Origin of the sequence: Bacillus piscicola (assembly GCF_022458745.1) — a bacterium.
Lineage (GTDB): Bacteria > Bacillota > Bacilli > Bacillales > Marinococcaceae > Alteribacillus_A > Alteribacillus_A piscicola.
The window spans coordinates 96,532-115,586 of sequence record NZ_JAJJJF010000007.1; the positions used below are offsets into that span (position 1 = coordinate 96,532).

The window sequence follows — 19,055 nt, forward strand, 5'->3', positions numbered from 1 at the left end:
TTAATAACGAAATACCCGAGCCAGCTCCGTGAGATAGAGACCAAGCAGCACGACCGCAACGATTTGGCCCATTGCAGCGAGAAGCGGAACTTCCAGGAAAAAGGCGACACTGACGAAGAATGTACCGAGCACATATCCATACAAAAGCTTCGTCATTTTCCGTTCGTGCAGCATCTCTGAAAGCAAGACCTTCCTCTTCTTCTGCCACTTCGTTTGAAAAAGGTGCGCCCACCACAAAAACGGAACTATTTTGGATAAATAACTTAAAATCGAGCCGGAAAACCAGCCGAGAATGAGAAACAGAACGACCGTCTCCGTCAGCTTGTCGATTACAACGGTGCCCGGCCAAAATAAGACAGCCACAAGCCAGACTAGAAAGAGACCGTACACGAAAAACAACAGCCGGTAAGCGATCATAACCGGTCCCGGGCTCTTCCCGCGGCTTTGTGAGCGAATACGCCAAGCCATTCCTATGAAGACACTGACCGCAAGAAAGAGAAGAATGGCAGCTAAATATGCCGCCGCTTTTTGACCGCTCCAGATAGCTGCGGCCCATCCCCATACCCCTGCTAGCCACAAGCCGAGGATGAGGTACATATCCCGATTCGCGCGCTTCGCTGCCACCAGAAACATGGGCAGTAATTTAAACGAGTAGGTGATGATAAGTCCGCCGAGCCACCCGGCGATCCCGAACCATACATGAGAGTGCAGGACCGTTTCATAGGCAAATGGAAGGATCCTTTCACCAAACGCCGCCTGGACCCCCATCGCCAGTCCAAAGCCCGTTGTCACGAGTACATGCAAGAGCGAAAAGCCAACTCCGCATACATACGGATTCCACTCTTTTTTCTTTCCCGTCGTCACCGCTATATTCACGGTGTAGATGAGAACGCCTAGCACGATCAAACCCCCGCCAAGCGTGACACCCATCGTGATTCCCCGTGCAAAGCCAAGTACGAGCACCAGAACGCCAGCTGTGTAAAAAGAAAAATGCAGCCAGCCAAGAAAACGACTGAAAAGGACGGTTCGGAGTAGCACTTGCGTAAGCTGATAGCTCGCCCCCATCGCAATCATCGTCGCCCACCCGAGGACGAACAAATGGGCCAGCGCCCACCCCGCCGGTGACCGGACCGACCCTTCAAGAATTGCTGAGAAAAACCAAATGCCCCCCATCATCGCAATTAGAAATGACATCATTCCCGTAGCAAAAAAGGCAAAGGTTAACCGAACAATGACCTCATTAGGCGGAGTCTTGTCCTGCTTTCTCTCTGTCACTCGCAACACCTCCTCTGCTCATTTTAGCAAAGATCGGCCTTGGCTTCTGCACATGGCAGGAAGGGTGTTCTTTTCATGCATTTTTGCTTGTTTAATCGATCAACAAGAAAATCGACATCGTACCTGTACCAGCAAACGTAAGCGGCAGGTGGTAGGCCTTTTCGTAACCGGTGAGACTCGTGTCTCCTTGCAGAATCGTCGGGGCGGTGATGTCCGTTTTAATCGATTCTGCCATCATATTTGTCGAAAAACTGCCGGCAATCATGTTCCCCAGTTCCCCGCTAAACGACTGCAGCATCTCCCCTTCAATCGGCATGCCAAACATCGTTTCCCCGATCGAACCGAACACAGCCGGCTCCCCGGTTAACAACAGCTTCCCTTTCATATCACCGGTAATACCGATAAAAACACCAAAACGCAAGGTTAGCGCCTGCTCCAACGGCTGGGACTCCTCCACCGTAATACGAAGTGGAACCACCTGTTCAATCGATGTCGTGATCATGTTCAATAACGTAGAAGGCGCCGGCATTGCCGGGTTTAATGAATGTGGCATAACAATCACTCTCCTTGTTTTATGTAAAAAGGGGTATCGTTCCATGGGACTGCGGCTCGTTTTATTCGTCACATTTTCTGACACATTTTATATCGACAAAAGTACCCATTGTTTAGAGGGTATTTTTTGATTGCCCAAGACTTTTGCTTTACCAACCACGAATGGCATTGTTCTTTTCGAGCGGCGATCCTTTCACGACATCACAGACTCGCTATGACGTCGCTATTTTGGCATTCTGGAGTTTTCACGACGCCATTGTGCACCTACGACGTCACTATTTCGTAGATCAATCATTTTCATGACTTCATTCACCCCCTATGACGTTGTTATTTTTGCAATCTGCTGTTTTCGCTACGCCATACGACCACTATGACGACGCTATTTCATAGATCAACCATTTTCATGACTTCATTGACCAGCTACGACGGAGTTATTTTCGAGGCGCACTCTTTTCATGACCTCATTCACCCCCTATGACGGCGCTATTTTCACAATCTGCTGTTTTCGCTACGCCATACGACCACTATGACGACGCTATTTCGTAGATCAACCATTTTCATGACTTCATTGACCAGCTACGACGGAGTTATTCTTGAGGCGCACTCTTTTCATGACCTCATTCACCCCCTATGACGTCACTATTTTTGCAATCTGCTGTTTTCACGACGTCATAGCCTACCCACGCCGTCGCTATTCTGGCGCTTTCTTCCTTTCATCGCTTCATACGACCTCTATGGAGTCGTTATTTCTACAATCGTTTATTTTCATGACGTCATACGCCTGCTTGGGCGTCGCTTTTAAAGGAAAAAACCCACTGTGACGTAGATCATCACAATGGGTTTTCCGCTGGTGTTTAAATTGTATTTTCTTCGATAACGTCTTGGTTAACTTGCAGATCGGTGATGTAGAATTGTCCGTCTATTTGCTTGACGTGGTAAACGTTGTTATACTGCTTTTTCGTTTCGGTTCCGGTTTCCGTGGAGTAGATGGTAAAGATCTCTTCTACCCGTACGTGATAGCCGCTCTCTTTGGCGCTTTTTATTTCGGTGATGGTATAATTTACTAATTCTTCTTTCGTGTTTTTCGCATACATGTCGGCAATAAAAGCGGCTTGCTGGTCATAAAGGGGACTGGCTGGGTCTATGAAATCACTGATATAATACATTTCACCGTAGTTGACAGCACTCGCGAAGCTTTCAATGTATTGGCTCATGACCGCTTCGACCGCCAGTTTATCCGCGCGCAGCTGTTCATCGGCATAATACTCAGCTGCTTCTTCCGCCGTCGATTTAGTCAGCATAATCACCTGGCCGTTCGTGTCGAGCGAAAGTCCCCCTTCTACTCGGCGTAACGTGCTGTATTCCCCGTCTACCGTAAGTCCGAGTGACTCGTAAGTCTCCCCTGTCACGTCAAAATTCACTTTTTCCCCGTTTTCTAAGTGTTCGACCACACCGTCCTTATGAAACTGGAGAAAAGTCGAATCCCCTTCGTACTCCGCTTTCCAGACGCCGACGATATCATCCGCATCCATCAGGTTCGAATACACTCGTTCATTTTGATAAAAAACAGCCGAATACTTTTTCAAATCGATATCAATTCGCTCGGCTTCTTTCATATTTTCCATGATATAGAGCTCGTCTTTTGTTGTGGCATATGCCGTATTGCCGTAAGAATAAACGTAGTTATCCAGCTCTGTTTCCAACTTTGTTTTATTCAAAAACAACTCATGATTCGTATTGTTGTATAGTACTTTGTTGTCCCCCGTAATAGAAAAATCCATCACATCCGAGCCGACTTTTTGTTTTTCTTCCTTTTCAGTCCACTTGTAAAGGGAATCATCCTCGTCCATCAAGAAAATCGCATCTTTCGTGATCTCAAACCTGGCAACCTCACTCGTCATTCGTACCGCTTTATCGGCGTCTTCCTCTTTGCGATAAAAGGTGCCATCTTCAGTTGTGTAATAAAATTGATCGTTATAGTAATCGTACTGCTGAACCCCGTCGATTATTTTCACAGGACGCGTATTTTCCGCAAGGTCAGCGACATATAACGCCGGCTTGTCCTCTTCCGCAAAGCCGACGTAATAGAGTTTGCCGTTCATTTTCACCGCAGAATCCGGACGTACCGGGTCAGACGAGATTCTCACGGATTCCGCGTCGGCATTTTCTACATAATAGAGCGCATTTTCCCCATTCACGTAGGCAATATCTTCTTTGTCACTCAACAACTCAAAAACAAAAGCATCGGAGGAGAGCTTTTTCTCTTCCCGCGTGGAGACGTTATACAAACGAAAGTCCCCATCATCGTCGGTATAATACAAATGATCTCCCGCCAGCTCGTACTGAAAAACAGACGAGGCCACTTTCTCGGCGTCTTCTCCGTTTTTCACCATGTATAAGTCCATCTGTTCGTCGACAAAAGTCACCGTATCCACACCTGTCCGTTGATACGAACTGACGCTTTCTCCGAGCTTCACCGACCCCGCTTCTTCGGTAAACTCGTACAAATCACGATTCTCTGTCACGTATAATACCTTTTCATCCTCGTTGTAATACGTAAATTCATGATCAAGCACGTCGCTTGCTATGCGGCTCGGTTCCGCGTTTTTTCCCGTTATGTAAAGATTCCCGGCACTTCCGTAATCCGATTCATACTCCGATTCAAACAAAAGAAACGACGTATGCCCGGCAGCCGGCGATTTCTTCGTCCCCGCCTGCGTCTCCTCGTCGTTGCTGCAGCCGGCAGCGGCTAAAAGCAATAGAAAAATAAAAATAACACCCTTACCCCACTTCATTTCATGTCTCCCCCTTAACTAGTCCTGATGAAAAAGTCCTTTTGTATTCTTGTTAAGTATAATAATCTTTGAAAAAGGATTCAATGACAGAAAAGATTAGCTTTCCTGCGCTAATGTCGTCTCACGTAGCAGGTGGCGACACGAATAAAGACGTGAAATTAGAAAGAGCAAAGAATAGCAACGTCATTGCGGTCGAATGACGCCTTGAAATCGGCAAAGTCTAGATACTGCGGCGTTATGGGGGTCGTATGAGGCTATGAAAATGGAATGAACTTGATTTCACAACGTCATAGAGGAACAATGACGTTACGAAATCGAGATAGGATCGATGTCATGACTTCAACGAGCATGGTGACGCCGTCCTTTTGGCTGTTGCTCATGATAAATGGCGGGTTTCCACTTAGATCGGTTTTTCACGTTGGGCGAGATCATTTAACAATTCGTCTAACTCTTGACTGATCTGCACGACACGAGAGTCTGTAAAATCACCAATTTGCTCATAAAGAACGATCATCTTTAGCCGCAGCTCATCTATTTCTATTTTTAATTGCTCCACTTTCATTGCCCCCTTGTCCGTATTGGAAACAACTTCCGGTTCACAAAAAAACGACCTTCATAAAACAAGGACAGTTGCACTACTCACTCCACGTTATGAAAAAGTATCCACATCATCACCAACTGATCCTCGCAACTTTTTTACTAACGTTATTGATTTTATCGGCTGAAGTTCTTGATCTTTTATACCTACCCTGAAGTAATCATCACACATGTAGTACTCCTCTACCATTTCTTGCTCTATTATAAAACAAAACAGAAGGAAACAAAAGACAAAGTGCCACCACTTGCAACATTGAGGATACTCTAAAAAACAACACCGCCTTGGTGCTGTGAAAACCGGCGCGGGCTAAAATAACGACGCCAGCGGGCACCTATGACGTCGTCAACCCTAGCATGATTCATAATAACGACTCCATTGCACACGTAGGGTGTCGTCAAATCCGACGCGCGGCATCATAGCGACTACATTGGTCCTTTATGACGCCTCCAAATCCGGCGCAACGAAAAATAAGGACCTCATCGAGCCTCTATGACGTCGTCAATCCTAGCGTGATTCATAATAACGGCTCCATTGCACACGTATGGTGTCGTCAAATCCGACGCGCGGCATCATAGCGACTACATTAAACCTCTATGACGCCTCCAAATCCAACGCAACGTAAAATAAGGACCTCATCGAGCCTCTATGATGTCGTCAATCCTAGCATGATTCATAATAACGACTCCATTGCACACGTATGGTGTCGTCAAATCCGACGCGCGGCATCATAGCGACTACATTAGTCCTTTATGACGCCTCCAAATCCGGCGCAACGAAAAATAAGGACCTCATCGAGCCTCTATGACGTCGTCAATCCTAGCGTGATTCATAATAACGGCTCCATTGCACACGTATGGTGTCGTCAAATCCAACGCAACGAAAAATAGCGACGCCATATCTTGTATGACGTCGCGAGAGTGGTAGATGTTTAATTGATTTTGTATTGGGGGCTTTTTGTGTTTTCAGTAGGGTTGATGACTCGTTCTTTTCCAGCTGCAATACCGGTGAAGAGGATGACGACGGCAATGGCGATCAGTAGGAGGAGGGGGGTGCCCCATCCGTGGCTCATGTCATGCAGCGCCCCGACAAGGACCGGGCCGACCGCTGCCAAGAGATAGCCGAAAGACTGGGCCATGCCTGACAATTCGGCTGCTTCATACCCGTCGCTTGTTCGCAAGGTGAAAAACATCATTGATAAGCTGAAGGCACTGCCGCAGCCAATTCCAATGAAAATCGCATACAAAGGAACAAAAGTGGTGTTGCCTTGAAAAAGTCCGGCCACACCGAGGATAAACAAGACGGCAACCCCAATACTCAGTCCTACTTGGTTTTTCACTTTTTCTGCCAAGATCGGCATGATAAAGGTGAAAGGGATTAACGCAAATTGCATGAGAAACACGATCCAGCCGGCGGAGCTCGAGCCGAACCCGTTGGATTGTAAAATATCCGGAAGCCACGTGATCATGGTGTAAAAGATTAAGGACTGGAAGCCCATGAAAATCGTGATTTTCCAGGCTAGTGGCGAACGCCATAGATTTGGGCGTTTTTTCACTGTTTCGCCGCTGTGTATGTCCGGAAGATCTTTTTGTTTGCGAAGCTGTGGAATCCACACGAGCAGCGCGATGATCGCAAGTATTCCCCAAACGACAAGTGCGCCGCGCCAGCCGATCCCGCCAATAGATGAAATCGGGACACTAAGCCCGGAACCGAGCGCGCCGAAAATATTCATGAAAACCGCATATAACCCGGTCATGACACCGATTTTTAAGGGAAAATTCATTTTGATAAAACCAGGCAGCAGCACGTTTCCGATAGCAATTGCAAGCCCAATGAAGAGCGTTCCGATAAACAAAAAGCTAATCCCCGTCAGCGAACGGATCGCGATACCAAGAATAAGCAGCATCAAAGCGACAGCTATCGTCCATTCCATCCCAATACGGTTCGCTATTTTTGGAGCGAATGGGGACAGCAACGCAAACGCGAGTAACGGCAGCGTTGTAATGGACCCAGCGAGCGCATTCGAGATACCGAGGTCATCGCGGATAAACGTGATCAGCGCTCCCGCTGAAGTCAATGGCACCCTTAGATTGGAACCGATTAAGATCGCGCCGAGGAGCAGTAACCAACTGTTCGTGCTCGCGTTGTTTCTATTTCCTAGTGATCCGGTTTGTTTATTCACTGTTACTCCTCCATTGTTGTCGTTACTTGTTGTTGCAACTCATTCATGTATCGCTCCACATAGGCAGCCGCTCCCGCTTTGTCCTGTTTTTCAATGGCTTCCAAAAGTTCGAGATGCAGCTCTTTTTCAAAATGACCGGGAGGGTTCAACTCCATGACCTCGCGGATAAAGGTGTACAACCTATCCGTCATTGGTTCGTATAAATCAACGAGTAGCTGATTATGCGCAGCCGCTGCAATCGCTTCGTGAAAAGCAATGTCAGCAGTTATAAATTCATCCTGATTACCGCGTCCCGCCGCCGCTTGGCAGCCTTTGATACACGCGCGAAGTTGGACAAGATCGTCGTCCGTTCGCCGTTCCGCAGCCATGGCAGCCGCCTGCTTTTCTAACGCCACCCGAACTTCCAGCGTTTCGAGTAGGTTGGCTTTTTTTACATGCCGCTCAAGGGCCGCACCTAACGCGCTCGCCGACCGGACAACCGTGCCGCTTCCCTGCTTCGTCGTTAACAACCCTGCATGCACGAGCGCGCGGATCGCCTCTCTTAACGTGTTCCGGCTCACATCAAAGCGTTCCATCAGCTCCATCTCCGGGGGAATCCTCTCCCCGACCGCCCAATGCCCCGCTTCAATTAACTGTTCGATCTGAGACGCCACCTGTTCTACTAACGACAATCGATTTGTTTTTTTTATCATAGTTCCCTCTTTATAAAATTTGTAGGATGATTGGTTCATAGAACAGATTAACACAAGGCGCGAGGACGTGTAAATGAAGAAAACTTCGTCCCTGCGCAAGTCTGGATAAAACGTACAGATCTCTGAATTATGGTGCTCCGTGTATGGATTCATAGAAGGGAAGTCTGGATTCTCGGGTGACAACTCTGGATTAATGGAACTCAAGTAGGGATTCCAAGCCGCATCATCTGGATAAGGCGATAGGGAGATAACTGGATTCTTACTGCGCGAGTCTGGATTTCCGTTCCTTATGTATGGATTCTTCACTGGAGTCTCTGGATTTCCACGCCTGATGTGTGGATTCCATGCACTGTTGCCTGGATTCTTGCCCCTCAAGTCTGGATTTCCACACCCGTTGTATGGATTCCGTGCACGGATGTCTGGATATCTGCTTTCACACGACAATGGATTCCTGCTTTGTATTTCTCGATGTTACGGCGTGTTCACATTTACGTAAAAACACACGCCTACAAGCGAATAAAAGTTTGAATAGCGTTCCCGGAAGATGTATGGTAGATATGTATCATAGTGTTTTAATCATTTTTTAGGAAAAAAGGGAAGAGGATAATCATGCAGAGTTCAGATATCACCACAGAAAAGCAGACGTTCTCCCAAGTGTTAGGAAAAACGGTGAAAACCGGTATTATAAAATCAAATCTCGTACCGATGTTTGCTGGACTAACATTGGCACTTTATACGTACCAGATCAACCTTGTTGGAAAACTTCCGGATATCTTTTTTGCTTTAATTGGTACGACACTTGTGATTGGGGCCGCCGGGGCTTTCAATAATTTATACGACCGCGATATTGACGCGATTATGGAACGGACAAAGACGAGGCCTACGGTCACCGGGGATATCAAGCCGGCCGCTGTATTAGTCCTCGGTATCGTGATGTCGATTGTCGGAATAGCGGTTCTTTACTTCGCGACACCTCTCGCCGCGCTCCTCGGGTTTCTCGGATTATTCTTTTACGTGGTGCCGTACACGATGTGGAGTAAGCGGAGAACGATTTACAATACAGAAATTGGCAGCATTTCCGGGGCGATGCCGCCGCTTATCGGCTGGGCTGCGATGTATCCAGACATCACACACCCTGCGATTCTCGGACTTTTTGTCGTTATGATTATTTGGCAAATGCCGCACTTCTATGCGATCGCGATTCGAAATCATAAGGCGTATGAGGGAGCGAACATCCCGATGCTTCCCGTCGTAAAAGGAACCAAACGAACGTATCATCAAACAAATGTGTATTTAGTCATCATGATTTTGATCAGCTTTTTATTCGGATCCTTAAGCTTAGGACTCATGCTGGTTGCCCTCCTGTTAAGCGTGATTTGGCTCGTTATTAGTGTGCGTCGTTATGACGAAGCAGAACCTGAGCAATGGGCAAAATCAATGTTTTTCTATTCACTCATCCATATGACCGTCTTATTCTCCACCGTTATTATTTACTCGTTAGTCGGCATTATTTTTCGTTTATAATCATTGGAAAAAACAACGGCGCCATCCGCCTGACATCGTGGATGGCGCCTTTTTGTTGTGGCACCAAGCGTCGTGGGTCTGGATTCTTTCACGACATGTCTGGATTACCAGCGACTGACTTTGGATTCTCTCACACCGAGTCTGGATTTCCTCACACTAACTCTGGATTCTCTCGCACTATGTCTGGATTCCCAACCGCTAACTCTGGATTCTCTCGCACCGAGTCTGGATTCCCAACCGCTAACTCTGGATTCTCTTGCACCGAGTCTGGATTCCCTCCCGCTAACTCTGGATTCCATCGCAACAAGTGTGGATTTCTACGCCTGAACTCTGGATTCCAGCCGCTCTTCTCTGTATTTATCGCACAAAAAAGGCGGATCTCTCCTGTAGAGACATCCACCTACTTTATTTTCTAAACGAGCCCTAATGCTATTACGGTTTGGGCAATGATAAACGTAACGACGATTGCGATGGCTGTCGGTAAGGCGAAAGCCGTGAACGTCCATTTCGGACTTTTCGTTTCTTTCCAGATATTGAGCATCGTCGTGCCGCATGGATAGTGCAACAGGGAGAATAACATCATATTTAAGGCGGTCAACCAGGTCCAGCCGTGATCGAGGAAGATTTGTTTCAAGTCATGAAGATTTTCCACTTCAATCATCGATCCGGTAGCGAGGTAACCCATTAATAAGATCGGCAGCACAATTTCATTCGCGGGGAATCCAAGAATAAAGGCCATTAAAATGAAGCCATCTAGCCCAATCGCATGAGCAAACGGATCTAAGAAAGCCGCAATGTGCTCCAGAACACTAAGGTCTCCCACCATAATATTCGCGAGAATCCACGTAATCAGCGATGCCGGTGCTGCGATAATCACCGCTCGTTTTAACACAAACCACGATTTATCCAAAGTGGCGCGAACGATCGTATTCCAGAATTTTGGCTTCCGGTAAGGCGGCAGCTCCAACGTATAATGAGACGGCACCCCGCGCAGCAATGTTTTCGAAAGTGCCCATGACACGAAAAGAGTCATCACGACACCGAATAACACAATTCCTACCACCACGCCTGCAGAAATAAACGTATTCATGCCACCTGAGAAGCCGGCGGCCATAAACAAACCAGCGAGCACAATGATGAGCGGCCAGCGTCCATTACAAGGAACAAAGTTATTCGTCAAAATCGCAAGCATTCGTTCCCGCGGCGATTCGACAATACGAGTGGACATAATCGCAGCCGCATTACATCCGAATCCCATCGCCATCGTTAACGATTGTTTGCCGTGGGCTCCGGATTTTTTGAAAAAACGATCCAAGTTAAACGCCACCCTTGGCAAGTAACCGAAGTTTTCCAGTAACGCGAACATCGGAAAAAAGATTGCCATCGGCGGCAGCATCACGCTGACGACCCATGAGGTCCCGCGGTACAGCCCTTCCACTAATATGCCGTACAACCAATCCGGTGCGTGCACCCATTGAAACACGGCAGTCAATCCATCTTCCACCCTGGCAAATGCTTCCGCAATCACAATTCCGGGATAGTTCGCCCCGGCAATCGTGAGATAAATGACAACGGCGAGCATTGCCAGCATAATGGGAAAACCAAACATGCGCGATGTGAGTATTTGATCAAGGTTGGTATCCAGCCAGGACGCTTTTTTAGGAGAATACTGAACCGCCTCTTTGGTCAGTCCCTGCGTCGATTGATAAATACTCGACACGATGTGGTCGCGGAGGTCATCCGACCCCTCCTGAAATAAGTGATCCAACTGCTCTATTTTTTTTTCGGCACTATGCTCCATGACAGCATCCTCCTTGCGCAGGCTCGTGCTTGATCTCGACACTCTGAGGATCTCGAATATACGTTTTTAACGCCTGAAGCAAGTTTTTGTCGCCGTCTAGTAATCGCAAGGCCAGCCATCTAGAAGGCATCGAATCCCCGAAAATCTCTTTAATTCTCGGCTCCATCTCCTCGATCTTTTTTTCCACTTCTTCCTCATAAGGAATCAGATAAGGATCGGTACTGATCTTGCCGTCTACCATCTGGTCCATCGTTTTCATCAATTGGATCACACCAATTTTCTCTCTCGCGGAAAGTAACACGACGGGCACACCAAGCCGGCGGGAGAGCTCTTTCTTATCGACCGTTATTCCTTTTCGTCTCGCTTCATCAATCAAATTCACACATACAATTACGTTCTTCGTCATTTCTAACACTTGCAGCGCCAAGTTAAGATTCCGCTCCAACGACGTCGCATCCACCACTACTAACGTAATATCCGGCTTCTCAAAAATAATGTAATCGCGTGCAACTTCCTCATCCGCCGAATTGGAATAAAGCGAGTAAGTACCCGGGAGATCAATGATTTGAAAGGTGTGATTGTCGGTGCGGAGTTCCCCTTCCGCGCGAACGACCGTTTTCCCAGGCCAATTCCCCGTGTGCTGCCGCAAACCCGTCAACAAATTAAACAACGTACTTTTCCCGGTATTGGGATTACCGGCAAGCGCAACTCTATGACTCACTGGACCTTCACCTCGCTATCTTCTTCCATTTTCACCGCATGGATGAGAGAGCTTTCTTCCCGGCGCAACGCAATACTCGTGTTAAAAACCCGGAAGGCGATCGGATCTCCCAACGGGCTCTTTTGGACCACGTCAATGACCGCTCCCCGGACAAATCCCAGATCCAACAAGCGTCTCCGCATCACACCTTCCACCTGCACCGACGTAATTTCCAACCGATCACCCTTATGAAACTGGTAAATAGGCTTGCTTTCCATACTCGACCTCCCCTTTTGTACAGCCGTTAAACACTTGGTTAAGGGCAACATTCAGACGCTATTATTCATATGCACGAACACGGTTATGTGTGTGCATGATGTTTTCCTTTTGGCATGTAAGTTGATTATAAAACAAAAGTTTTACCTTGTGCAATACTGAAGAACTATTTTTCTAGATACATTGTAGGCAAGCATTCACTTGCTTTTTATAGGAAAAATTACTAGTACACTCTATGAAGCTAGTATTTGCTTCAATTTGGCGGTTTTCGCGGATCATGCAGGCACTATGACGCCGTTATTTACACGTTGTCGCTTTTTCACGGCTTCATACAAGCGCTATGACGTCGTTATTTTTCTGTTGCTTCCTTTTCGCAACCTCATTTAGTCTCTATGACGTTGTTATTTTGCCGCTCGCTCGTTTTTGAGGCGGCATTCGACAGTTATGGGTTTGCTATTTTCTCATGCGCTCGTTTTCGCTACGTCATTCGCTTGCTATGGCGTCGTTGTTTCTTCCTTTCCTCTTTTTCACGACGTCATTCAGTGTCTATGAGGCTGTTATTGTCGGTGTTCCGGTTTTTCGCGGCGTCATTCCTTTGTTGCGCTTCGATCTGCCCTTTTTTACTGTGGATTCCAGCACACTAAGTATGGATTCAAACACGTGGACTCTGGATTCCCGCGCGCCCGATATGGATATCATCGTTCTAACTATGGATTCATACACGCCAAGTTCGAATGCTGGCACAGGAAGTTTGGATTCCGGAGCTACAAGTGTGGATTCTAGCACATTGACTTCGGATTCTAACGTTCCAAGTCTGGATATCAACGTTCCGAATTTGGATTTCTGCACGCTAAGTGTGGATTCTGGCGTTCTTCCTGTGGATTCCAGCTTGCTCTATTCAAGCACCCCCTTTTCAACCATAAAAAAACGGAGAGCCTGCGTGGACTCTCCGTTTTTCGAATTCCTTTATTTGGTTACCGTAAAGGTGATGATCGCACCTTGTTTGAGGTTTCGGCCGTTTTCTCCTTTTACCTCCTCGGTGATTACTAATTCATACTCTCCTGGCTGGAATGGAGAGTTTCCCTTGATAAAGACCTTGTCCTTTTTCAAAGTGACGGTAGCGTTCACAGCTTCCTTGTGTTCGTTAAACACCAGTACGCTGTTTTTATCTACCGTGTCGGGATCAAGAGCTTGTGTGAAGGAAATGGTGATCGTTCCCGTTGGTTGTAGATGATTGTAGCGTGTCATTTTTCGGTATGCTGCTATTTCGTCCGCCGCAGGATAGGTCGGATCGGCTGTTTCCGGTTCCGCGTCTCCCCGAACGAATGTTAAATGGGAGTAAGCGCTGACTTGGTCGTGTTTCCCTGCTTTTTTGAGACGGGTCCGGATATAAACGGTATCCGTCTGATGCAGGGAAATCGATTTATCATATTCCGTCCATCCGTTCGCTTTTGTGTAATATTCCAGTACAAACTTGTCTTCGTCCTCCGCTGCCACTTCATTGCCAAAATCCATTTTTATTTTAATACCGGCTGCCAAATCTGCTACCGAGACTTTCTCTCCGTCTTCATAATTAACTAAAGACTCACTGCCCCCGCTGTAAACCATTTCCGTAAAAATCGGTTTCGGTACGGAATCGATGCTGATGCTGCTGTCATCGATTTTGTCCCCTTCCCCGTCATAAGGAATAATTTCATACTGATACCACTCCATCGGATCAATCGGGTGATCGACGTAGGAATAGAGATCAATACTGTCCTCATGATTTTTCACGTACAGCGTTTTGCCGTCGCGTGTCAATTCATAATACGCGGCTCCTGGAATGGGATCCCAGGCAATACGGATAAAATCTGTTCCGATTTCAATTCCGGGACTTTCAGGAGCATCGAGGTCGTCCGGATCCGTTACGGGTGGTGTCGTCGGCTGATTGCCCGGCTCGCCGATATTGCCGTTGTCCGGCGTTTCGTTATCGCTGTCCGGCCCGCCTGAATCAGAGCCGCCACTATTATCACTGCCGCCGCTATTATCGGATCCCCCGTCTTGGCCCGTGTCAGAACTGCCGTCATTGGAATTATTATTATCTGGGTCAGACCCACCGTCGTTCGAATTGGAGCCGCCTGAATCAGAGCCGTTGTTTGACCCCGGCCCATTATCATCATTCGATCCAGAGTCAGAATCGCCACCACCTGAATTACTATTATCGCCGTTGTTTGAATCACCGTTGGAGTTGGAGCCGCCGTCATTCGAGCCGCCCGAGTCATTGCCTCCGGATGTATCCTCCCCCGGAATTTCTATTTCCGGCCCTTCTGATCCATCTGCAAAAACGGGAACAACACTGTATCTGTTCGTTTCCCCAATTTCTGCCTCGTCGTCTGTATAGGACGTACCTTCGACAACCGCAATTTCCTGGCCATTTCGTAAAACTTGGTATTTTTCAGCTTCGTCCCCGTCGTCATTGTAGATAGGCAGCCAATGAAACGTTACCTGCTGGCCTGCATATTTATTCACCCATTTACCCGTTGCCTCATCATATTCGACGCGTGCTTGCTTGTACTGCCGCAGGTACGGAAGCGATTTCCCTTCCTCGATGCCCCAAACATGTCCGTAATTAAAACCGGCATCGGTATACGTCGACTTCTGCAATGCTTGGTTGAAATCAATGGTTCCATTCACGAAATCTCCATGCCCCGAAGCAGCAAGCCCCGATATTGCATAGATTTTCCCATATGTTCCCTCATACCTGCCAATCGTCGGCCCGACATTTCCTTTCCCTTTTACTTCAGGATTCAAAGCAAATGAACGAAAAATACCCCCGTTCATTTTTCCTGCAAGCCCGCCTACATTCTCTTTTCCCTTAACCGTTCCTGTCGCGTATGTCCGTTCAATAGTCATGCCGTTAAAAGCATAGCCGACTAAACCACCAGCATTCTCTGTTTCTCCGAGCACATCCCCCGTTGCATACGCGTTGTCTATTGTTCCATTTATACCTTTCCCCACAAGTCCGCCGACATGGCTCTCTCCACGAATATCACCGATTGCAAATGCGCTCGTAATGGAGGAATCATTGGCGTGAAAATAACCCGCTAAGCCTCCCACCTTATCGTCCCCAGTCACATCCACTGAGGTGTATGACTGTGTAATGGAAGACTTTTGCGAATCGCCAATCAGGCCGCCTGTGTCAGAGTCTCCTATCACATCACCCGTACTAACGGAGACATCCTCCATGTCCGTTGCCATCGCATACCCGATCAAGCCACCTGTATTATCCGCACCATCAACCGTAAGATACTGAATGGAGGACTTGCTAACATTCATGGAAGACTTGTCGTCAGTAGTCGAACCTTCCGTTTTTCCAAAAAGCCCCCCTGTATGTTTCTTTCCTTCAACTGAGAGGTATTGAGCGGCAACTTCTTTAACTTTCGAATTATCAACGTAACCAACTAATCCACCAGTATAATCTTCCCCATCAACCGAAACATGTTGAACGAAAACTTCTTCAATGTCTGAACCATTTGCCATCCTTCCAACTAAAGAGCCGACATTTTTTTGGCCCTCAATGTCAACATGGCTCAAAGTCAGATTTTTAATCGTCGCCCCTTCCACATACCCGAATAAACCGAGATTATCTTTCGTTTTGTCATTAATCGTTACATTGCTGATGACATGACCATTCCCGTCGAATTCCCCGGTAAACGGATCCGTGCTGTCACCGATCGGCTTCCAATTGCCATACTCGGATAAGTCGATGTCCTCCGTTAATTTATAATTCCCGTCCACTTCCATGTTCGCTAAATCATATGCCGAGTCTATTTTCTCATAGCTCTTGGCTGCAGCCACCTCTACGAGCGAGACAACACCGTTACCTGCCAAACTGCTAAAAGACGCTGGAAAAAGCACAACAACTGTAAAAAAAGCAATCGCGAACCTCATTGAGTTTAAGTAAAAAGTACCCTTTTTCTTTCTCCCCATATGTCACCCTCCATTACAAGACAAAAAAACATTGGTTTCTTTCCTAATATCGGCAAACCAGCGTGAAACTTCACCCCATGAGGACGGAAAAATAGATATTTATTCACGTTATTTGGATTTCAGCACGCTAACTCAGGATTCTCTTGCTGTAAGTGTGGATTCTATTACGCCGACTCTTGATTCCGAAGCTGTAAGTGTGGGTTCTTACACATTGACTCTGGATTACGAGTCCTGAAGTCTGGATACTAACGCTTCATCTCTGGATTCAAATGCCGCATGTGTGGATTTCTGCACTGCCACTCTGGATTTCAACACGGTCCAATTGCATAGCAAGACACCTCTCGATTGCACATTCTTTTATGCGCTGTCTCACATTCATGTTTAAGTCGGGAGGTGTTCGGGGATTAGCACTATAAAACTAGGAGGGATTGGATGGCACGAATTGCAGTAGAATACCCATTAACGGATGTGAAGCAGGAACTTCGCGAATTAGGGTATGAAGCCGAGATGTTAGAAGAGAAGACAGATTCACCGGAGTATGATTGCGTCGTTGTCAGAGCGATGGATGATTTAGTTGATATTCATATGAACGTACCGATCATCGAAGCGAGAGGACGCTCTGTTTCTGACATTGCCGAAGAGGTAAAAGTTCGGTTACAGCGTACGGGAGAAATGAGAGACCCGGAATCCGAATCGGAAGGAATGTCGGGAAAACCATTAATGAGCGGTATGGCTGTTGGCGCAGTAGTCGGCGTAACCGCCGGAATTTTGCTCGCTCCTAAAAGCGGCAAAGAACTTCGTCAAAATGTGAATGAAAAAGCAACCCAAACGAAAGAACAAACAACAAACCTTGCGACCAAAGTAAGAGAACAATCATCCGTCGCGAAGGAAAACGTTGCAAAAATAAGAAACAGAGCCAAAACCAATGCAAGAAACGAGCTAACGGGCATACCAGAAGGAGTACAAGAAAGACCCATTCCTGTTAAACAATAAAAAGAAGACAGCATCCGAGCTGACGGGTGCTGTTTTTTGTATTCACCTTCCATACTCCGTCTCGCTGAGTATGGATTTTAGCTCGTTATATCTGGATTATCTCTGCCCAAGTGTGGATTCCGGCGCTTTAAGTATGGATTCTTTCTCACGAAGTCTGGATTCCGGTGCTCCCACTATGGATTCTTCACCATTAAGTCTGGATTCTTGCGCTTTAACTTTGGATTCTCCCCCGTTGAGTATGGACTCTGTCCTAACAGTGTGGATTCCCGCGCTATATCTCTGGATTCCTGATCGCTAACTGTGAATTCTTATTCCATATGAATGGATTCTGTCTCGCTAAGTCTGGATTCCAACGCTGTATTTCTGGATTCCCGCTACGTAACTATGGATTCCCCTCCGCTATCTCTGGATTTCCGAGTGCTGTCTCTGGATACAACAAAAAAAGAGCCCTGCGGAGAGCGTTTCTCCACAGGACTATAGCAGTCACTTTATTTACCATCGACGATTTCTTTCAATAGTTCAAAAGAGCGTTTCTGTTTCTCCTGGTCGTAGACATACGTAACGGCCATGATTTCGTCGACGTGGAACTCTTCTTGAAAGGCTTCCAGTTGGTTTCGGACTGATTCTTTTCCTCCTAAAAAGGCCAGGTTGGATTTCGCGTTTACCATGGCTTTTTCGGAAGGGGTCCACACTTCGTCCATGTTTTCCACGGGAGGTTGTAATGGGTTCTGCGTGCCGCGGATAATGTTCAAGAAAAATTGGTACATGGTCGTGGCTAAAAATGCAGCTTCTTCGTCACTTTCCGCAGCGATAACGTTGTGGCCTGTCATCACGTACGGCGCCTCTAAGTACTCGGATGGTTTGAAGCGATTTCGGTAAATGGAAATAGCTTCTTTTATAAGTTTAGGAGCAAAGTGAGACGCAAACACATACGGCAGGCCTAACTCGGCAGCTAAGTATGCGGAATCGGTGGAGGAGCCGAGAATGTAAATCGGGATATTCGTGCCAGCGCCGGGATGAGCCTTCACAAACCCTTGGTCCTCTTCCGGTCCGAGGTAGGTTAAGAGCGATTGCACATCCTGAGGGAACGTATAGACCGACTCATGCATCGATCTTCTAAGCGCACTTGCTGTCATCATATCTGTTCCCGGTGCGCGGCCCAGTCCCAAGTCCACCCGGTCCGGATACATCGTCGCCAATGTTCCAAACTGTTCCGCCACTACTAACGGTGAATGGTTCGGCAGCATGATCCCGCCCGAGCCGACGCGGATCTGTTCGGTGTGTTCCAACACATGTTTAATCAAAATCGACGTCGCGGAACTTACTAACCGCGGTGTATTGTGATGCTCGGCGATCCAGTAACGGGTATACCCCATTTTCTCTACCGCTTGTGCTAAATCAGCCATATCATGAATCGCATCCCCGGCTTCCTGCCCCTCGCGAACAGGAACTAGGTTTAAAAGCGATACTGGTATTTGTATATTTGCCATGAGAATTATCCTTTCTGCACGTGGAGTTAACACAACTATCGTAACAATTTATTCACGACGGGGCCAATCTGGCAGCCTGTATGAAAACAGGGAAGGACTCATTCATCCCTTTTGAAAACGGTTTGATTAACCTTTGCCAGCGTATCTTCCGGCATTATGTCGTAGTCACCATCCCTTTATGGTAAATTAGATAGCATATGGAAGTCGTACA

The 19,055-nt window shown here is 47.1% G+C and carries 14 protein-coding genes; 2 read left to right on the forward strand and 12 right to left on the reverse strand.

Going from position 1 to position 19,055, the window contains the following annotated elements; translation table 11 throughout:
- From LOR49_RS12020 to LOR49_RS12045, 6 genes are all read right to left on the reverse strand, one after another.
- Positions 1-1,275, reverse strand: a complete 1,275-nt coding sequence (locus LOR49_RS12020; RefSeq protein ID WP_240376978.1) for a hypothetical protein — start codon at positions 1,273-1,275, stop codon at positions 1-3.
- Positions 1,276-1,366: 91 nt separating this feature from the next.
- On the reverse strand, positions 1,367-1,828 hold the full coding sequence (locus LOR49_RS12025) for a chemotaxis protein CheX (protein ID WP_240376979.1): 462 nt from the start codon (positions 1,826-1,828) through the stop codon (positions 1,367-1,369).
- Positions 1,829-2,681: 853 nt separating this feature from the next.
- Positions 2,682-4,622 carry a TcaA NTF2-like domain-containing protein gene (locus LOR49_RS12030; RefSeq protein WP_240376980.1) on the reverse strand — a complete coding sequence of 647 codons (1,941 nt, stop codon included), beginning with the start codon at positions 4,620-4,622 and terminating at the stop codon, positions 2,682-2,684.
- A gap of 400 nt (positions 4,623-5,022) precedes the next feature.
- The gene (locus LOR49_RS12035) at positions 5,023-5,178 is read right to left on the reverse strand and encodes a Spo0E family sporulation regulatory protein-aspartic acid phosphatase (protein ID WP_420830443.1); all 156 of its coding nucleotides are present in this window, start codon (positions 5,176-5,178) and stop codon (positions 5,023-5,025) included.
- A 970-nt stretch (positions 5,179-6,148) separates the two neighbouring features.
- On the reverse strand, positions 6,149-7,399 hold the full coding sequence (locus LOR49_RS12040; protein ID WP_240376982.1) for a CynX/NimT family MFS transporter: 1,251 nt from the start codon (positions 7,397-7,399) through the stop codon (positions 6,149-6,151).
- A gap of 2 nt (positions 7,400-7,401) precedes the next feature.
- Positions 7,402-8,091: a FadR/GntR family transcriptional regulator gene (locus tag LOR49_RS12045; RefSeq protein ID WP_240376983.1), complete on the reverse strand. Its 690-nt coding sequence runs from the start codon at positions 8,089-8,091 to the stop codon at positions 7,402-7,404.
- Positions 8,092-8,700: 609 nt separating this feature from the next.
- On the opposite strand from LOR49_RS12045, the gene cyoE reads away from it, so the two are divergent.
- Positions 8,701-9,615 carry a heme o synthase gene (cyoE, locus tag LOR49_RS12050; RefSeq protein WP_240376984.1) on the forward strand — a complete coding sequence of 305 codons (915 nt, stop codon included), beginning with the start codon at positions 8,701-8,703 and terminating at the stop codon, positions 9,613-9,615.
- 151 nt (positions 9,616-9,766) lie between these two features.
- On the opposite strand, the gene LOR49_RS12055 is transcribed toward cyoE, so the two are convergent.
- The 5 genes from LOR49_RS12055 to LOR49_RS12075 form a co-directional block, all read right to left on the reverse strand.
- Complete coding sequence (locus LOR49_RS12055; protein ID WP_240376985.1) at positions 9,767-10,015, reverse strand: hypothetical protein; 249 nt, start codon at positions 10,013-10,015, stop codon at positions 9,767-9,769.
- A 12-nt stretch (positions 10,016-10,027) separates the two neighbouring features.
- On the reverse strand, positions 10,028-11,416 hold the full coding sequence (locus LOR49_RS12060; protein WP_240376986.1) for a nucleoside recognition domain-containing protein: 1,389 nt from the start codon (positions 11,414-11,416) through the stop codon (positions 10,028-10,030).
- Positions 11,406-12,137: a FeoB small GTPase domain-containing protein gene (locus LOR49_RS12065; RefSeq protein ID WP_240376987.1), complete on the reverse strand. Its 732-nt coding sequence runs from the start codon at positions 12,135-12,137 to the stop codon at positions 11,406-11,408. The genes LOR49_RS12060 and LOR49_RS12065 overlap by 11 nt, the downstream gene beginning before the upstream one ends.
- Complete coding sequence (locus LOR49_RS12070; protein ID WP_240376988.1) at positions 12,134-12,394, reverse strand: FeoA family protein; 261 nt, start codon at positions 12,392-12,394, stop codon at positions 12,134-12,136. Before LOR49_RS12070 ends, LOR49_RS12065 begins: the two co-directional genes overlap by 4 nt.
- Positions 12,395-13,358: 964 nt before the next feature.
- Positions 13,359-16,361, reverse strand: coding sequence for a GLUG motif-containing protein (locus LOR49_RS12075; protein ID WP_240376989.1), 3,003 nt, complete (start codon positions 16,359-16,361; stop codon positions 13,359-13,361).
- Positions 16,362-16,793: 432 nt separating this feature from the next.
- Here LOR49_RS12075 and LOR49_RS12080 point away from each other — a divergent pair, with 432 nt between their 5' ends.
- The gene (locus LOR49_RS12080) at positions 16,794-17,354 is read left to right on the forward strand and encodes a YkuS family protein (protein ID WP_240376990.1); all 561 of its coding nucleotides are present in this window, start codon (positions 16,794-16,796) and stop codon (positions 17,352-17,354) included.
- A 488-nt stretch (positions 17,355-17,842) separates the two neighbouring features.
- Here LOR49_RS12080 and LOR49_RS12085 read toward each other — a convergent pair whose 3' ends face one another.
- Entirely contained in the window at positions 17,843-18,844 is a 1,002-nt protein-coding gene (locus tag LOR49_RS12085; protein WP_240376991.1) for an LLM class flavin-dependent oxidoreductase, read from the reverse strand.
- Positions 18,845-19,055 lie beyond the last annotated feature (211 nt).

Bases quoted from the DNA above. Each gene is read 5' to 3' on its own strand.
- LOR49_RS12025 (WP_240376979.1), bottom strand. From the start codon at position 1,828: ATGCCACATTCATTAAACCCGGCAATGCCGGCGCCTTCTACGTTATTG.
- LOR49_RS12030 (WP_240376980.1), bottom strand. From the start codon at position 4,622: ATGAAGTGGGGTAAGGGTGTTATTTTTATTTTTCTATTGCTTTTAGCC.
- LOR49_RS12045 (WP_240376983.1), bottom strand. From the start codon at position 8,091: ATGATAAAAAAAACAAATCGATTGTCGTTAGTAGAACAGGTGGCGTCT.
- cyoE (WP_240376984.1), top strand. From the start codon at position 8,701: ATGCAGAGTTCAGATATCACCACAGAAAAGCAGACGTTCTCCCAAGTG.
- LOR49_RS12060 (WP_240376986.1), bottom strand. From the start codon at position 11,416: ATGGAGCATAGTGCCGAAAAAAAAATAGAGCAGTTGGATCACTTATTT.
- LOR49_RS12070 (WP_240376988.1), bottom strand. From the start codon at position 12,394: ATGGAAAGCAAGCCTATTTACCAGTTTCATAAGGGTGATCGGTTGGAA.
- LOR49_RS12075 (WP_240376989.1), bottom strand. From the start codon at position 16,361: ATGGGGAGAAAGAAAAAGGGTACTTTTTACTTAAACTCAATGAGGTTC.
- LOR49_RS12080 (WP_240376990.1), top strand. From the start codon at position 16,794: ATGGCACGAATTGCAGTAGAATACCCATTAACGGATGTGAAGCAGGAA.
- LOR49_RS12085 (WP_240376991.1), bottom strand. From the start codon at position 18,844: ATGGCAAATATACAAATACCAGTATCGCTTTTAAACCTAGTTCCTGTT.